This is a genomic window from Thalassospira sp. TSL5-1 (genome assembly GCF_001907695.1).
Lineage (GTDB): Bacteria > Pseudomonadota > Alphaproteobacteria > Rhodospirillales > Thalassospiraceae > Thalassospira.
In genome coordinates, this window is the sequence record NZ_KV880637.1 from 919,705 (window position 1) to 934,985 (window position 15,281).

Here is a 15,281-nt window from a genome sequence, read left to right on the forward strand (position 1 = left end):
TATCGATCGTGCCGCAGATGTCTGGGGGTTCTTATCATAATCCTGCTTTGTTATGACCTTCCGGTGATTACAGGCATCACCGGAAGGCCATAGGACAGGCGATTTTGGAATCGCGTACGATTTTAAGACCGCGACGCACGCCCCAGGAAATGGCCGGTTTCGGGCAGGCGGCGGTGAATAACGCCGTGCATGCCATTATGGTCCCGTTCCAGTCCACCATCGCGCAGCAAATGGTCGCTGAGATCGGCCATTAAAACCTGGCCCTGATACCAGCGCAGGACGGTTGTGGCCAGTTGTTGTACCCGTGTACCAAGATCGCGCAGGCGCGCCAAAATGCGCAGCGGTGCAGGTTTGATAAAGCCGGGCTCAAGTGTGGGGCTGTTGAAATGTGCCATATGAAGCCTCTTGCGGCATAAGCGGTGGGTGGAATAACCAATCGAATCGGACGCATACTGGCATATGCAAAATCACCCGGAAATTTGTATGTTTTGCATAGTTCATGTGCAAAAATGCACACCGAAATGTCAGGAGGACGTGTTGTGAACTGGGACGATTTGAGGTTTTTTCTGGTTTTGGCCCAGGAAGGAACCCTGTCGGGGGCGGCCCGGCGTTTACGCAAGGAGCACACAACCGTTGCCCGCCGGGTCGAAGCCCTGGAACAGGCTGTCGGAACCAAACTGTTTGACCGGATGCCGGCAGGTTGGCGGCTGACACCGGATGGGCAGCAGCTTGTGCCTCTGGCCGAACGGGTTGAAGAAGATGCCCTGGCCTTTGAACGTATGGCAAATAGCAGTGAGATCGCCAGGGGTGTTGTGCGTATTTCCGTGCCGCCGGTGGCGGGGCGCATTTTGTTTGCCCCGCGTTTGGCCGCGTTGCTGGCTGAACATCAGGGCCTGGAATTTGAATTGATCGGGTCCTCTCATGTGGCAAACCTTGCCCGGCGCGAGGCCGATATTGCGGTACGCATGGTTACGCCCACCGAACCGGGGTTGATTGCCCAAAAATTGGCAGAGGTTGGCGTGGGCCTGTATGGCGCACACGATTATGTTGCCAATATTCCCGAGGAATCGTGGGAATTATGCGGTTATGACGATACATCTTACGGTCTGGCAAAGGCAGATTGGGTCAGGCGGCTTTTGGGACGTGATGTGTTATGTCGTTTGCGTGCCAACGATACGGCATCGGTTCAGGCATTTGTAGCTGCCGGGCTGGGGGTTGGGGTGTTGCCACGCTATTTGGGGGATAGTGATCGTCGCCTGACCCTGATCCGTGAAGACGAAAAAGGCGAAAGCCGCGAACCGATCTGGTTGGTGGTTCATCCGGATATGCGACGCTCCCCACGAGTGCGTCTGGTGATGAATGCCCTGATCGAGGCGGCGCGCGAGATTGCTGAAGAATTCCAGCTTTGATGTCAATTCTGCAAGATGCGGCTTTAATTAAAATAATAAAAAATCATATTTTTCAATGATTTGATGGAAGTCAACGCATTGGGCAGGTGCGGATTTACGATGTGCCGGTTCTCATCTTAACCGGAGAAAATCCGTTGTCTGTTGCGCGTCCGGCTTTTACGCCGTTTCTGTTGTTAGGCCCGGTCGTCGCGGCGGTGCCCGGCTGGCTGATCGACCGTGTTTTGGCCCATGCGATTGCCACCATGCAGTCGCGCCATGTTGCCGTGTTTGACCGTTTTGGCCCCGCCACGCAAAAGGGCGGACGGAATGATGCGCCTGTAAAAGACAGGGGCGAGGCGACGGTTTCGCAACAGGATGCCCATGAGGCGGGCATTGGCATTGTGGTTTCGCCGCTGGATTTGGGCATGGACCTTTATTTGCGTCTTGATCCGGTGAAATCGGTGTTGCGTCGGGCCACTGTGGCGGATCGCAAGGCGGCCCAGGCCACCATCATTGGTCCGTTGCCCGCGCTTTTGCAGTTGCTGGAAGGCACATCGGACGGGGATGCGCTGTTTTTTTCCCGCACATTGAAAATCGAGGGCCGTACCGACATTGTCGTTGCCCTGCGCAATGCGCTGGATGGCGAAAATATTGATATACGCCAGGCGGTTGTTGAAAGTTTTGGCATGTTGGGGCCGGTGGCCCGCCGTGCCCTGAAGGTGGCGGAGCGCGGCTATCATCGCCTGGATCGCGATATGGCACGCTTTACCGATGCCTTTGCGGGCACATCCGATAAAAAACAGGCCGGACTTGCCGACAGGGTTGAGGACCTTTCGCTGCGCCTTGCCAGTGCCGAATCGCAAATACGTCGTCGTCAACCCGCGCGTGCACGGGGGCCTGTAACACCCGATGCGGGTAACGCATCCGTTGGCGCGGTCGCCGAAGGAAAAACGTTCCGGGCGGCTGATTATGCCAATTCCACCAAAGATGATTTTTCCCTGCCCGAAACGGATACCCCTCAAAAGAGCGGAGGAGCCTTATAATGGAACTTGTTTGTCCGGCGGGTACGCCAGCCAGTTTCCGTGCTGCCGTAGAGGCCGGGGCCGATGTGGTTTATTGCGGTTTTCGTGACGAAACCAATGCCCGGAACTTTCCCGGCCTGAATTTTTCCCGTGCCGAACTTGCGACCGAAACCGAATTTGCCCATGCGCGGGGCACACATGTTTATCTGGCGTGCAATACCTATCCGACGGCGGGTAAAGAAGCCTTGTGGCACAAGGCGGTGGATGATGCGGTTGCAATTGGGGTGGATGCCATCATTTTGGCCGATATCGGCCTGTTGCGTTATACCCGTGACCGTCACCCGAATGCGCGGTTGCATCTGTCGGTGCAGGCATCAGCCTCGAATGTCGAGGCAATCCGTTTTTATCATCGGGAATTTGGCGTGCGACGTGTGGTGTTGCCGCGTGTTTTGTCGCTCGATGAAATCGCCAATCTGAATCGGCAAATTGGTGTTGAAACCGAGGTCTTTGCCTTTGGCGGCATGTGCGTCATGGCCGAAGGGCGGTGTTCGCTGTCGTCTTATGCCACAGGGGAGAGCCCGAATATGAACGGGGTGTGTTCTCCGGCCCATCATGTGCATTACGAAGAACGCGGTGATGCGACTGTTTCCCGGTTGGGCGATTTTACCATCAATGTTTATGGGGCCTCGGAAACGGTGGGCTATCCCACCTTGTGCAAGGGGCGTTTTCGCGCAATGGGCAAGGCGGGATATCTTTTCGAGGAACCCACCAGCCTGGATGTTACCAGCATGTTGCCCGAACTTGAGGCCGCCGGTGTGACCGCCCTTAAAATTGAAGGCCGCCAGCGTGGCAAGGCCTATATCTCGCAGGTTGTGGGCAGTTTTCGGCGTGCGTTAGACCAGATTGCTGCAGGGCACGGCGCAACCACCAGCCGGCTTTCCCATATGACCGAAGGCCAAAGCGACACCACCGGGGCCTATCGGAGGAACTGGCAATGAGCATGTCTGTCAACAAAATGCCGTCATCCGTTTCCGACGCCCCATCTGCTGCACGGCTGGTGATGGGGCCGGTTCTGTTTCACTGGCAGGCCGACTATCTGCGCGATTTTTATGCCCGCATCGCGGATGAAGCCGATGTCGATGTGGTGCATGTTGGCGAAGTTGTATGTGCCAAACGCATGCCGTTTTTCGACCGCGAATGGCCCGATGTGATTGAAAGGCTGCAACGGGCAGGCAAGCAGGTGGTTTATTCCACACTGGCCCTGGTGATGGGCGACCGCGAGGTCGGTATTATTCGGGATCTGGCGGAAATGCCCGATATGCTGATCGAGGCCAACGATTTTTCCGCCATTGGTGTGCTGGCTGGGCGGCCGCATATGGTTGGGCCTTATGTGAATATTTATAATGAAGGGACGCTTCGTTATATGATCGAACGCGGGGCAACCCGCATTTCCCTGCCGTGGGAATTGCCCGAATCCTCGATTGCCAGCCTGTGTGCCGCTGCGCGCGATGTTGAAATGGAAATGCAGGTTTTTGGCCGGGTGCCGCTGGCGATTTCAGCACGGTGTTATTCGGCGCGCGCCAATGGCCTGCATAAGGATGGCTGCCGTTATGTGTGTGGTGATACACCCGATGGCATGAATGTCGATACCCTGGATGGTGCGCCTTTCCTGGCGGTTAACGGCCTGCAAACCCTGTCGGGGACCTATCTGGAATTGTCTGCCGAAATGGCGGATTTGCGCCAGGCTGGCATTAACCTGTTCCGCCTGTCACCCCATCGCTGCGATATGGTGGCGATTGCCACGGTTTATCGCCAGTTGTTGGGCGGGCATATCGGGCCAGAGGAGGCCCGCGAGGCCGTTTTGGATATTGCCGGGGATATTACCCTTGCCAACGGGTTTTTGCATGCCATCCCGGGGGCCGATCTGTATCGGATTCCGGGGCAGCCTCAGCCCGAATAAGTCTGTCTTTCGTGTAAATGGCCTGAAATACGTATTTCCGACCTTAAAATTTTACAAAACACAACCCGCTACAACCCGTCATTGTGATCTGTTTCACATTGACGGGTTTTCTTTTGGCGAAAATGCCGATTGTTGCGCAAAGGCTCGTAACTATTTGTTTTTAAAATTTTTTATATCTTGGTTGGTCAGTTTTTCATCTCTGGTGGCGATGTGGGGCCGACCTGTTACGGGTTGTGTTTCACATAAAAGGTTCCCCGTAGTGTGAACGATTTCACAAAACTGTAGGAAAAAATCGAAAAATCCGGGTGTAGGTTCTGCGCCATCGCAACGGTTTACAGCGAGCCGGGGCGAAAATTCATTTCAGAAGTTTGGTGGCGGTATTCTGCCGACAGTCAAATTTCACTGATTTTTTGATTTTGCCGCTATGGTGATTGGGAGAACCTCATGCTGACGACTTTTAAGAAAGGCATCCTGGGTGGTGCTGCTCTTTTGATGGCTGCCGGTGTATTTGCTTCGGCGCAGGCCACCGAAATTTCCGGTGCCGGTGCTACCTTCCCTTATCCGGTTTATGCAAAATGGGCCGAAGCCTATGAAGCAAAAACCGGTGTCAAGATGAACTACCAGTCGATCGGCTCGGGCGGCGGGATCAAGCAGATTAAAGCTAAAACCGTTGATTTCGGTGCATCTGACGCACCGCTGACCAAAGAAGAACTCGACAAGGCAGGCCTGGTTCAGTGGCCGATGATCATGGGCGGTGTTGTTCCTGTCGTGAACATCAAAGGCATCAAGGGCGGCGATGTTAAGCTGACCGGCCCGGTTCTTGCCGACATCTATCTTGGCAAAATCACCAAGTGGGACGACAAGCAGATCACCGATCTTAACCCGGACCTGAAACTGCCGTCAGAAGCCATTTCGGTTGTTGAGCGTTCGGATGGTTCAGGCACCACCTTTAACTTCACCAACTACCTGGCTGCTGTCAGCCCGGAATGGAAGAAAAACATTGGTGTCAACAAATCGGTTCAGTGGCCGGTCGGTGTTGGTGGCAAGGGCAACGAAGGTGTTGCTTCCTACACCAAACAGATCGACGGTTCGATCGGTTATGTTGAATATGCCTACGCCCTGCAAAACAACCTTGCCTACACCCAGATGAAAAACAAGGATGGCGAGTTCGTTTCTCCGACCGCTGCCTCGTTTGCTGCTGCCGCTGCCAATGCAGACTGGGCCCATGCGCCGGGTTACTACCTGATCCTTGGCAACCAGCCGGGTGCCAAAAGCTGGCCGATCACCGCGGCTTCTTTCATCCTGGTTCACAAATCCCAGGAAAAGCCGGAAACCGCCAAAGAAGTCCTGAATTTCTTTGACTGGTCCTTCAAAAACGGTGGCGAAATTGCCGACAAGCTTGACTATGTCGCCATGCCGGAAAACGTCGTCGATATGGTTGAAAAAACCTGGTCTGCCGACGTCAAAGGCAGCAATGGCAAAAAGATCTGGTAAGTTTGCTGCATAACTTACCTGACCAACCCGCCGCCGAACGATCTCGGCGGCGGGCTTTGGTGTTTTAAAGGTCGTTATATTTTTCCCTAGAAAACAGGTTTATTGCGGTGTCCGTAAAACAGTTCAGACCGGCATTTGATCGTGGTTTCCATAATCTGACATTCGGACTGTCAATGTTCGTACTGCTCTTGCTGGTCGCCATTCTGGCCTTTCTGGTGATGGGCAGTATCCCGGTTTTGCAAAATCAGGGATTGTCGTTTTTCATCAGTTCCGACTGGAACCCGGTCACGGATGTCTATGGCGCGCTTCCGGCCATCATCCAGACATTGATCACGGCCATCATCGCCCTTTTGATCGGCGTTCCGGTAAGTTTTGGCATTGCGATTTTTCTGACCGAACTTTCACCGGCCTGGATCGCGCGGCCGGTTGGAATGGCGATTGAGTTGCTCGCCGCCATTCCCAGTATCATTTACGGGATGTGGGGGCTGTTTGTTTTTGCCCCGACTTTTGGTGCCGCCCTGCAACGCTGGACGATGGCCAACCTGGCGCCAATTCCCGTGATTGGCCCGCTTTTTGCCAGCCCGCCAATGGGCATTGGTATTTTTACCGCCAGCATCATTCTGGCCATCATGATCGTTCCGTTCATCAGTGCGATGATGCGCGATGTCTTTACCACGGTTCCCGCCGTGCTTAAGGAATCGGCCTATGGGCTGGGTTGCACGCGCTGGGAAGTCGTGTATCGCATTGTGCTGCCTTATTGCCGTGCGGGCACGGTGGGGGCGGTCATGCTGGGGCTGGGCCGTGCGCTGGGCGAAACGATGGCGGTGACCTTTGTGATCGGTAATTCGCACCGGCTTTCGGCCTCCATCATGGGGCCGGGGGCGACCATTTCATCCTCGATTGCCAATGAATTTGTCGAAGCGGATTCCAAGCTGCACACATCGGCACTGGTGACACTGGGGCTGACCCTGTTTGTCATTACCTTCATCGTGCTGGCAGTTGCGCGGCTGTTTTTGCTGCGTTTGAAAAAACAGGCAGGCCACTAGGCCGGGAAAGGACAGGATATGTCAGTTCAAATACCGGTCAAACCAACGACCGAACGTCAGGTTTCCACCCCTTATCAGCGCCGCATGTATATGCGCCGTCGCCTTGTTTCGATGTTCCATATGACAATGGCGCATCTGGTCACGGCATTGGGCGTTGCCATGCTGGCCTGGATTTTATGGTCCCTGTTTGGCGAAGGGTTTTCCGCGGTTTCGCTAAAACTTTTTACCGAAATGACTCCGCCGCCCGGATCAGACGGCGGGTTGTTAAATGCCATTGTCGGGTCTTTGATGATGGTTGGCATTGCGACCCTTTTGGGCATTCCTGTTGGTCTGTTCGTCGGGACCTATCTGGCGGAATATGGCCGCTATGCAAAAATATCGGCTTTGGTGCGTTTCATTAACGACATTTTGCTCTCGGCTCCCTCCATTCTGATTGGTCTGTTCGTTTATGAACTGGTTGTTGTGCCGATGGGGCATTTTTCGGGCTATGCCGGGGCCATTGCCCTGGCGGTTATCGCGCTGCCGGTTGTGGTGCGAACCTCCGAAGACATGTTGCTGCTGGTGCCCGACAGTTTGCGTGAAGCCGCAGCTGCCTTGGGCATTCCGCGCTGGCGGGTCATTTTGCAGGTTTCTTACCGTGCGGCCGGGCCGGGTTTGTTGACCGGTGCCTTGCTGGCGGTGGCGCGTATTAGCGGCGAAACGGCACCGTTGCTGTTTACCTCGCTCAATAACCAGTTCTGGAGCGCGAATATGAATCAACCAATGGCAAACCTGCCGGTGGTGATTTTCAACTTCGCCATGAGCCCCTATGACGACTGGCGGTCGCTCGCCTGGGCGGGGGCATTGCTTATTACTCTTGCCGTGTTGGGCCTTACCATTGCCGCACGGACTTTGCTGGCCGCCAAAAGCCGGATGAAAGGTTAATCATGAGCATGTTTCAGGCTCTTTCCGATGATATTGTTGCCCACGCACCGATTGCCGAACCAACCCCGATCAAGCTGAGTGTCCGCGATCTTGATTTTTACTATGGCAAGAACAAGACACTGAATTCGATCTCGCTGGATTTCCATGATCGCAGTGTCACCGCGCTGATTGGCCCGTCCGGCTGTGGCAAATCGACGCTTTTGCGCACGTTAAACCGCATTTATTCACTTTATCCCAACCAGACGGCAACCGGCGAAATCCTGCTTGATGGGGAAAACATTCTGGCATCGGGCAAGGATTTGAACAATCTGCGCGCCCGTGTTGGCATGGTTTTCCAAAAACCGACACCATTCCCGATGTCGATTTACGAAAACATCGCCTTTGCCGTGCGGATGTATGAAAAACTCAGCAAATCCGAAATGGATGAACGGGTGGAATGGGGGCTGCGCAAGGTGGCCCTGTGGGATGAAGTCAAAGACAAACTTCATGCCAGTGGTAACGGGCTTTCCGGTGGGCAGCAGCAGCGTTTGTGCATTGCCCGTTCGGTGGTGCTGAACCCCGAAGTTTTGTTGCTTGATGAACCGGCATCGGCGCTGGACCCGATTTCAACGATGAAAATTGAGGAGCTGATTTCGGAACTGCGGTCTGATTACACCATCATCATTGTCACCCACAATATGCAGCAGGCGGCCCGGACGTCGGACTATACCGCATTCATGTATCTGGGGGATCTGGTTGAAATCAGCCCGACGCGCGAATTGTTTACCAACCCGCGTGAAACCCGCACCCGCGATTATATTACCGGTCGTTTTGGCTGATGTTTCTGGCCGTCGTGCCTAAATATGATACAGGCCCGAAACCGTTGTTTCGGGCCTGTTTTTTTGGGGGAGGAACTGGTTTTTAAGCCGGTTTCTGCCCAACATGGCGACCCGCCCCATTGGGGGGTGGCAGGGTGGCATGCTGTTGGGCAAATTCGGCCAGTTTTGTTGCTACATCCTGCTCGGGCTGGCAGGCACGCCGGGTGGTTAAATCCACATGGATCAGCAGGGTTTCACAGGTGGCAATCAGGCTATTGTCCGGCCCGTACATGCTGTGAAACAGCTGCATTTTTTTGCCTTCACCCATCAGGACCTGGCTTGTGATGGTAATGTGATCCCCTTCTTTAGCCTCGGCAATGTGGCGCAGGTGGGTTTCGGCGGTAAAGAAACTTTTGCCTGTGGCGATATAGGCTTCATCCGCGCCAATCAACGCCATGAAGGTGTCGCTGGCCTGGGCAAAGGCCTCCAGATAATGGGCCTCGTTCATATGGCCGTTATAATCCGTCCAGCTTTGCGGGACAGCGCGAGACACGGTTTGCGGCAGGTCTGTTATCGGGGATGTTGTTGCAAATGACGGGCGCAAGGCCTGTTCGTGATCATTGATCGTGCCGCCCGCACCGCTGCCCGATTTTTTAAGCGCACGCATCATGCCCACAAGGTTGTCATCGCGCAGGCGTTCCAGCTCGCGGATGGATAAATGTCCCGATTGCGCATCGGACTGATCAGCGATTTTGGTAATCAGTTCCGGGGTTAAATCCGGCACATTCATTAATTTGGTCCAGGGCCATTTCAGGGCCGGGCCAAACTGGGCGATAAAGTGGCTCATGCCCGCCTCACCGCCAGCGATGCGGTAGGTTTCAAACAGGCCCATTTGTGCCCAGCGCAGGCCGAACCCGAAACGAATGGCATCATCAATTTCTTCGGTGGTGGCAATGCCATCATTGACCAGCCACAGCCCTTCGCGCCAAACCGCTTCAAGCAGGCGGTCCGCAATATGGGCGTCAATTTCCTTGCCAATCACGAGGGGCTTTAAGCCCACATCGCGTAAAACTTCGCAGGCATGGCGGACAAAGTCGGGCTCGGATTTATCGGATGCCACGATTTCGATTAATGGTAGCAGATAAACCGGGTTAAACGGATGTGCGACCACGATTTGACCGGGGTTAAGGACCTGTTCCTGCAATTGGGATGGTTTGAAGCCCGATGTTGACGAACCAATGACCGCATCCTTGGGGGAAAATTGCTGAATTTCAGCCAAAATACGATGTTTGATTGCCAGTTGTTCGGGCGCGCTTTCCTGAACCCAGGTGGCATTGGCAACCGCATCGGCAAGGCTGCTGCTAAATTCCAGTTTGCCTTCGGCGGGCAGGGAGACGTCATACAGGGCAGGCAGGCTGCGCCGCGCATTTGCCAGAACCAGGTTGATTTTACGTTCGGCTTCCGGGTCCGGGTCGTAAACCGAAACATCCCAGCCATTTAACAAAAACCGGGCCACCCAGCCGCCGCCAATGACGCCGCCGCCAATAATCGCGGCCTTGCGGTTCGGGCTGTGGGGCGCGGCTGCTTTCTTGTCAAATTTGGTAGGGGTCATTATTTTGGCTCCCGCTTGGTCAGGCCCAGCATTTTGCGCACTTCTTCCGGCCCCATCAGGGACGCACCCATGCCTTCAATAATGCCGGCTGCGCGTTCAACCAACTGGGCATTGGTTGCCAAAACGCCCTTTTTCAAAAACAGGTTGTCTTCCAGGCCCACACGCACATTGCCCCCGGCCAGCACCGATGCGGCAACATAGGGCATCTGGTCACGGCCCAGCGAAAAGGCCGACCAGGTCCAGTCCGCAGGCACATTATTGACCATCGCCATAAAGGTGTTCAGGTCATTGGGCGCGCCCCAGGGGATACCCATGCACAGTTGCACCAGTGCCGGACTGGTTAAAATGCCTTCCGCCACCAATTGTTTGGCGAACCATAAATGGCCGGTATCAAAGGCTTCAATTTCCGGTTTGACGCCAAGATCCGTCATCATTTGTCCCATGGCACGCAGCATGCCGGGCGTATTGGTCATGACATAGTCGGCCTCGGCAAAGTTCATGGTGCCGCAATCCAGGGTGCAAATTTCCGGCAGGCAATCGGCAATATGGGCCAAACGTTCGCTGGCCCCAACCATGTCGGTTGACGTGGCGTTTAACGGTAACGGGGATTCGGTGGAGCCAAAAACAATGTCGCCACCCATGCCTGCCGTCAGGTTTAAAACCACATCAGTATGTGACGCGCGGATGCGTTCGGTGACTTCGCGGTAATAGCGGCCCGCGCGTGATGGGGTACCTGTTTCCGGGTCGCGCACATGGCAATGCACCACTGCGGCCCCGGCCCTGGCGGCCTCAATGGCGGCATTGGCAATTTCCTCGGGCGAGCGCGGTACATGCGGGGATTTATCCTGTGTTGCGCCGGACCCGGTAATGGCAGCCGTGATAAACACATTGCGATTCATCGTAAGTGGCATGGTGCATGTCCTGTTTCTTTTGACCTGCCTGTAGCCTAACGCGGAAAATGCGATTGTTATTTGCCTAAACTGTCAGTTAGTTTGCGTATCATGCCAAATGAAATGTCTTTTCGCTTTTTGCTGTTTGACGGCTTTTCCAACATGGTGCTTGCCAGTGCGCTGGAACCCTTGCGCGCGGTGCGTAATTTGCCGCAGGGACCCAATATTGGCTGGCACATTTGCACCCCGGAAAACGAAATCGCGCGCAGTTCCAGCAATATTCAAATCCAGCCCGATTGCACCCTCGACGGCCCGGAATCCTATGATTATCTGGTGGTGATTGCCGGGTATGACATGCGCGGGCATGTATCGGTGCGCAACCGCGCGCTTTTATGCCAGCTTGCCGGGCGGGCGCGGTTTGTCGTCGGGCTCGATACCGGGGCGTGGTTGCTGGCGTCGGCCGGGTTGCTGGATGGTGCGACCGCCACCATTCACTGGCAGGAATTTGCCGATTTTGCCGAAACTTTCCCCCATGTCACGGTGTCGCGTGACCGTTTTGTCTTTGCCGATAAATATATCACCAGCGGTGGGGCTTCGACGGTGCTGGACCTGATGCTGCATTTGCTGGGGCAAAATTTTGGGCCCGCAATGGCCTTTGATGCCGCCAATCTGTTTGTTTATGACGCCGAACGCCAGCATCGCGGCAATCGAGGGGCGAATATCCTTAAACATCGGTCTGATGCGCCGGGTTTTCTGAACGCCATTGATGTGATGATGGACCATATTGAAAATCCGGTTTCGCTGGATTTTATAGCCGGGCAGGCATCATTGTCGCTGCGCTCGCTTGACCGACTGTTTCAGCGCGAGCTTTCCATGTCGCCGGGGAAGTATTACCAGCTTTTGCGTTTGGGCCGTGCGCGTGATCTTGCGACCCAAACCGGGCTTTCGGTCGCGCAAATTGCCCTGCAAACCGGCTTTTCTTCGCCCGCGACGCTTGGCCGTGCCTTTCGTGCCCAATATGGCATCGCAATCAGCACCCTGCGCGCACACCGCAAGGGCAAGCCCGGTTCTGGCGACTAGGCAGGCAGGGGCGTGTGAAAGGACGGGAAGGTGGCGTTGTTACATCCAGCCCATTTGATGACTGGCCGATAAAAACAGGATGACACCAAACAGGGTAATCATCGCGGCCCCGCCGAAGCCAACAATACGCCGGATCCAGTCGGACCATTTGGGCGGCAGGGAAAACAGCCTTTGGCTGCCAAAACGAATGCCAATGGCAGCAAGACCAATGGCGCTGACGGTCAGGGCGACGCCAAACGCCATTGCAAAGGCCGCAAGGATACCAACCAGAAAAAGGCCGTTTGCCAGGGTAAACAGCAACATCAGGATCGAGCCGGTACAGGGCCGCAAGCCGACAATGATGGCGCTGGTAATGGCATTGTAACGGCCAGATTGTGGTGTTTTGTCTGCCGTGCTGGCCGCATCATGTGCGTGGTGATGATGACCGTGATCATGATGATCGTGGTGATGGTCGTGAGCATGATCGCAGCAATCATCCTTGCCCTGAAGGATGCGCAGGCACATATAGCCGCCCATCACCACGATCAGGGCATAAGATGCCAGTTCCAGCATTAATCCGTTTCGGGTGATTTCGGCGGGTCCAAGATTGAGGACAAGGCCCAATATCCCGACCAGAACAATGGCGCTGACGGCCTGGGTTGTGGCGATCAGCGCGCCCATTGCCACCCCCTGTTTCCATCCGGCATCTCGCGACAGGAAATAGGTGCTTGTCACCATTTTGCCATGCCCGGGCCCGGCGGCATGAAACACGCCATAGGCAAATGACAGGGCAATGATGCTCAGTGCCGGCCACCAGCTATTGCCCTGTTTTGCCGCCCGAAGGGTGGTTGTCATATTGCGGTTGAGTTGGGTCTGGATTTTCATTGCGCCGCCAACAATACCGGCCAGCCAGTCCGGCATTTTAAAGGTGGAGGCCGGGTTTTCCGTTTCCGTCGGGGCACTGCGCCGTCCCAGTAATTCTGCCGATTGGGCATGGGCGGTGGTCGGCATGATCAGGGCAAAAAGGGCCAGCATCAGGACCGCCAGTACGGCCAGCATCCTGGCGGGTTGACTGTGGTTGTTACCGCCAAAGCTGGCATTATTTGCAGGTAATGTCCGCCCGCTGTGGTGAGACCATGTCATAATAGATGCGGTGTTTGTCATCTTCGCCCATTTTGTAGCTACAGGTCAGGTCGTTATTGCCGGAAAACAGGACCGGGTCCTTTTGGGCAAAGGCGACATCAATATAGAATTCCGAATCATAAACCGACAGGCCGATCTGGTCGGCAACCGGGTCTACCGGCTCGGCCAGATCCAGCGTGAAGCTGTATTTAACCCGGCCCTGGTCGGTAATATCGGCGACAAAATCATGAAATCCGGCAACTTTGACGACTTCTTCGTTGCGGCGCAGATAGGTCATAAACCCGATATCGGCCAGCGCGACAAAGGCATTGTCACGCACCTCGTCATTTTCCTGATCAAAAAAGCGACGGTCATGATTGTGATCAAACTGGTCCATCAGCGTCAGGCTGAACATATCGTCAAACACCCAGACCATGTGAATGCCGGTAATTTTGTTTTTGTCAAAAACCATTGTCGCCTGGCTGTCGATCCAGACATGAGGGTGCGCTGTTGCCGCCGGGATATAACCCCCGATGGCAACGATTATGGTCAGGGCGACGATGGTGTTTTTTGTGCCCAAACGCAAAAAGCGCGCACCCCGAAAAACGGAGTGCGACGCCCTTTGCCAAAAGGTTAGGGGTTTAACCTTTGAGGCAACTCGCCAGAGAGCTGATATTTTGTGACAAAATCTCGATATAGGCATTCGGTCCGGCGTCAATATTCGCTCCTAGCGGGTCGAGTGTCCCTGTGCGTGCGCCGGTATCGGCAACAACTGACTGCACAATGGCGGGTTTGAATTGCGGTTCAGCAAACACGCAGGCGGCCCCGCTGGACTTGATCTTGTCTTCAATATCATGAAGGCGCTTTGCGCCCGGTTTACGATCCGGTGAAATCGTGATGGACCCGACTGCTTGCAGGCCAAAGCTGTGTTCCAGATACTGATAGGCATCATGGAAAACGATGAAGGGTTTGTCTTTGACCGGCGCAATCTGGCTGGCAAGATCATCCTTTGTTGCATCGATTTTGCCAAGCAGACTTTTCAGGTTTGCGCGATAAAAATCGGCATGGGCCGGGTCTATTTCCGCCAGTTCTTGGGTAATGTCGGTGGCAATGGCTTTGCCGTTTTCCGGGCTCATCCAGATATGCGGGTCGCCTTCGTCATGGTGATGTTCATGTTCATGTGCGTCGGCATGGTCGGCATCGGCATGGTCGTGGTCTGTATGATCGTGCGCGTCAGCGTGATCATGGTCATGATCGTGGTCATGATCCCCATCATGGTGGTCATGGTCATCATGATCATCGTCATGTGCATCACCATGATGATGCGGCTCAAACGCGCCGCCTTCGCGCATTTCCAGGGTTTCGACCCCTTTGGCCTCGGCCAGTTCCATCACCTTCGCATTCGAGGACAGTGATTTTAACGGCTTGTCGAGAAACGATTCCAGATCGGGGGAAACATAAATCACCAGATCAGCATTTTGCAGGGCGCGGGCTTCGCTGGGGCGCAGTGAATAGGTATGTGGCGATGCCGCGCCATTAACCAGTAATTCGGGTTTGCCAACACCCTGCATGATGGCGGCAACAATGGAATGGATGGGCTTGATCGAGGCAACAACTTTGGGTGCGTCCGCCGCCCATGACACCGCCGGAGCAGCAAATTGGGCAGCAGCAAAAAAAGCACCGGCAAATAACAAACGTGACTTTGGCATCGGATTTCCATTTTGGCAGGGTGAGCGTGATTTGAATTTGTTATGTTATAACGTATCTTGTTTGTCAAAGGGAAATCGCGTTTCTGTGCCAGAGTATTTGGGGTGGGGCGCCAAAGTTAAGGTCTGTTCATACCCGTCTTGTTTATTTTGGGGCGTTGGCGGGGCGTGGGCGCTCTGGCAGGAAGGTATTTGCGGTTTGCGCAAATGGCGATTGTCTGTCTGACGGGCGACAACCTTAAACGTGAGCGAAAAAGACAA

The 15,281-nt window shown here is 54.8% G+C and carries 15 protein-coding genes; 9 read left to right on the forward strand and 6 right to left on the reverse strand.

Annotated features, from left to right (window positions below):
- Window positions 1-122: 122 nt before the first annotated feature.
- Window positions 123-395: a hypothetical protein gene (locus tag LF95_RS04310; RefSeq protein WP_073953835.1), complete on the reverse strand. Its 273-nt coding sequence runs from the start codon at window positions 393-395 to the stop codon at window positions 123-125.
- A 144-nt stretch (window positions 396-539) separates the two neighbouring features.
- On the opposite strand from LF95_RS04310, the gene LF95_RS04315 reads away from it, so the two are divergent.
- The 8 genes from LF95_RS04315 to pstB all read left to right on the forward strand — a co-directional run bounded on the left by LF95_RS04315 (window position 540) and on the right by pstB (window position 8,652).
- Entirely contained in the window at window positions 540-1,409 is an 870-nt protein-coding gene (locus LF95_RS04315) for a LysR family transcriptional regulator (protein WP_083607500.1), read from the forward strand.
- A gap of 134 nt (window positions 1,410-1,543) precedes the next feature.
- The gene (locus LF95_RS04320; RefSeq protein WP_073953837.1) at window positions 1,544-2,431 is read left to right on the forward strand and encodes a ubiquinone anaerobic biosynthesis accessory factor UbiT; all 888 of its coding nucleotides are present in this window, start codon (window positions 1,544-1,546) and stop codon (window positions 2,429-2,431) included.
- On the forward strand, window positions 2,431-3,408 hold the full coding sequence (locus LF95_RS04325; protein ID WP_073953838.1) for a ubiquinone anaerobic biosynthesis protein UbiU: 978 nt from the start codon (window positions 2,431-2,433) through the stop codon (window positions 3,406-3,408). Before LF95_RS04320 ends, LF95_RS04325 begins: the two co-directional genes overlap by 1 nt.
- Window positions 3,405-4,370 carry a ubiquinone anaerobic biosynthesis protein UbiV gene (locus LF95_RS04330; RefSeq protein WP_252509653.1) on the forward strand — a complete coding sequence of 322 codons (966 nt, stop codon included), beginning with the start codon at window positions 3,405-3,407 and terminating at the stop codon, window positions 4,368-4,370. Before LF95_RS04325 ends, LF95_RS04330 begins: the two co-directional genes overlap by 4 nt.
- 444 nt (window positions 4,371-4,814) lie before the next feature.
- Window positions 4,815-5,864: a phosphate ABC transporter substrate-binding protein PstS gene (pstS, locus tag LF95_RS04335; RefSeq protein ID WP_143181938.1), complete on the forward strand. Its 1,050-nt coding sequence runs from the start codon at window positions 4,815-4,817 to the stop codon at window positions 5,862-5,864.
- Window positions 5,865-5,971: 107 nt separating this feature from the next.
- On the forward strand, window positions 5,972-6,910 hold the full coding sequence (pstC, locus tag LF95_RS04340) for a phosphate ABC transporter permease subunit PstC (RefSeq protein WP_256359938.1): 939 nt from the start codon (window positions 5,972-5,974) through the stop codon (window positions 6,908-6,910).
- An 84-nt stretch (window positions 6,911-6,994) separates the two neighbouring features.
- Entirely contained in the window at window positions 6,995-7,834 is an 840-nt protein-coding gene (gene pstA, locus LF95_RS04345) for a phosphate ABC transporter permease PstA (RefSeq protein ID WP_073954836.1), read from the forward strand.
- Window positions 7,835-7,842: 8 nt separating this feature from the next.
- Entirely contained in the window at window positions 7,843-8,652 is an 810-nt protein-coding gene (gene pstB / locus LF95_RS04350) for a phosphate ABC transporter ATP-binding protein PstB (protein WP_073954837.1), read from the forward strand.
- A gap of 82 nt (window positions 8,653-8,734) precedes the next feature.
- Here pstB and LF95_RS04355 read toward each other — a convergent pair whose 3' ends face one another.
- A complete protein-coding gene (locus LF95_RS04355; RefSeq protein WP_073953840.1) occupies window positions 8,735-10,243 on the reverse strand; it encodes a carnitine 3-dehydrogenase in 1,509 nt (502 codons plus the stop codon).
- The gene (locus tag LF95_RS04360; protein WP_073953841.1) at window positions 10,243-11,154 is read right to left on the reverse strand and encodes a 3-dehydrocarnitine:acetyl-CoA trimethylamine transferase BcoG; all 912 of its coding nucleotides are present in this window, start codon (window positions 11,152-11,154) and stop codon (window positions 10,243-10,245) included. The genes LF95_RS04355 and LF95_RS04360 overlap by 1 nt, the downstream gene beginning before the upstream one ends.
- Before the next feature lie 102 nt (window positions 11,155-11,256).
- Here LF95_RS04360 and LF95_RS04365 point away from each other — a divergent pair, with 102 nt between their 5' ends.
- Window positions 11,257-12,213, forward strand: coding sequence for a GlxA family transcriptional regulator (locus tag LF95_RS04365; protein ID WP_168173655.1), 957 nt, complete (start codon window positions 11,257-11,259; stop codon window positions 12,211-12,213).
- A 39-nt stretch (window positions 12,214-12,252) separates the two neighbouring features.
- On the opposite strand, the gene LF95_RS04370 is transcribed toward LF95_RS04365, so the two are convergent.
- The 3 genes from LF95_RS04370 to LF95_RS04380 are packed head-to-tail and all read right to left on the reverse strand — an operon-like array spanning window position 12,253 to window position 15,023.
- The gene (locus LF95_RS04370) at window positions 12,253-13,335 is read right to left on the reverse strand and encodes a nickel/cobalt transporter (protein WP_252509654.1); all 1,083 of its coding nucleotides are present in this window, start codon (window positions 13,333-13,335) and stop codon (window positions 12,253-12,255) included.
- The gene (locus LF95_RS04375) at window positions 13,292-13,900 is read right to left on the reverse strand and encodes a DUF1007 family protein (protein WP_073953843.1); all 609 of its coding nucleotides are present in this window, start codon (window positions 13,898-13,900) and stop codon (window positions 13,292-13,294) included. Before LF95_RS04375 ends, LF95_RS04370 begins: the two co-directional genes overlap by 44 nt.
- A gap of 55 nt (window positions 13,901-13,955) precedes the next feature.
- The gene (locus LF95_RS04380; RefSeq protein ID WP_073953844.1) at window positions 13,956-15,023 is read right to left on the reverse strand and encodes a zinc ABC transporter substrate-binding protein; all 1,068 of its coding nucleotides are present in this window, start codon (window positions 15,021-15,023) and stop codon (window positions 13,956-13,958) included.
- Window positions 15,024-15,281 lie beyond the last annotated feature (258 nt).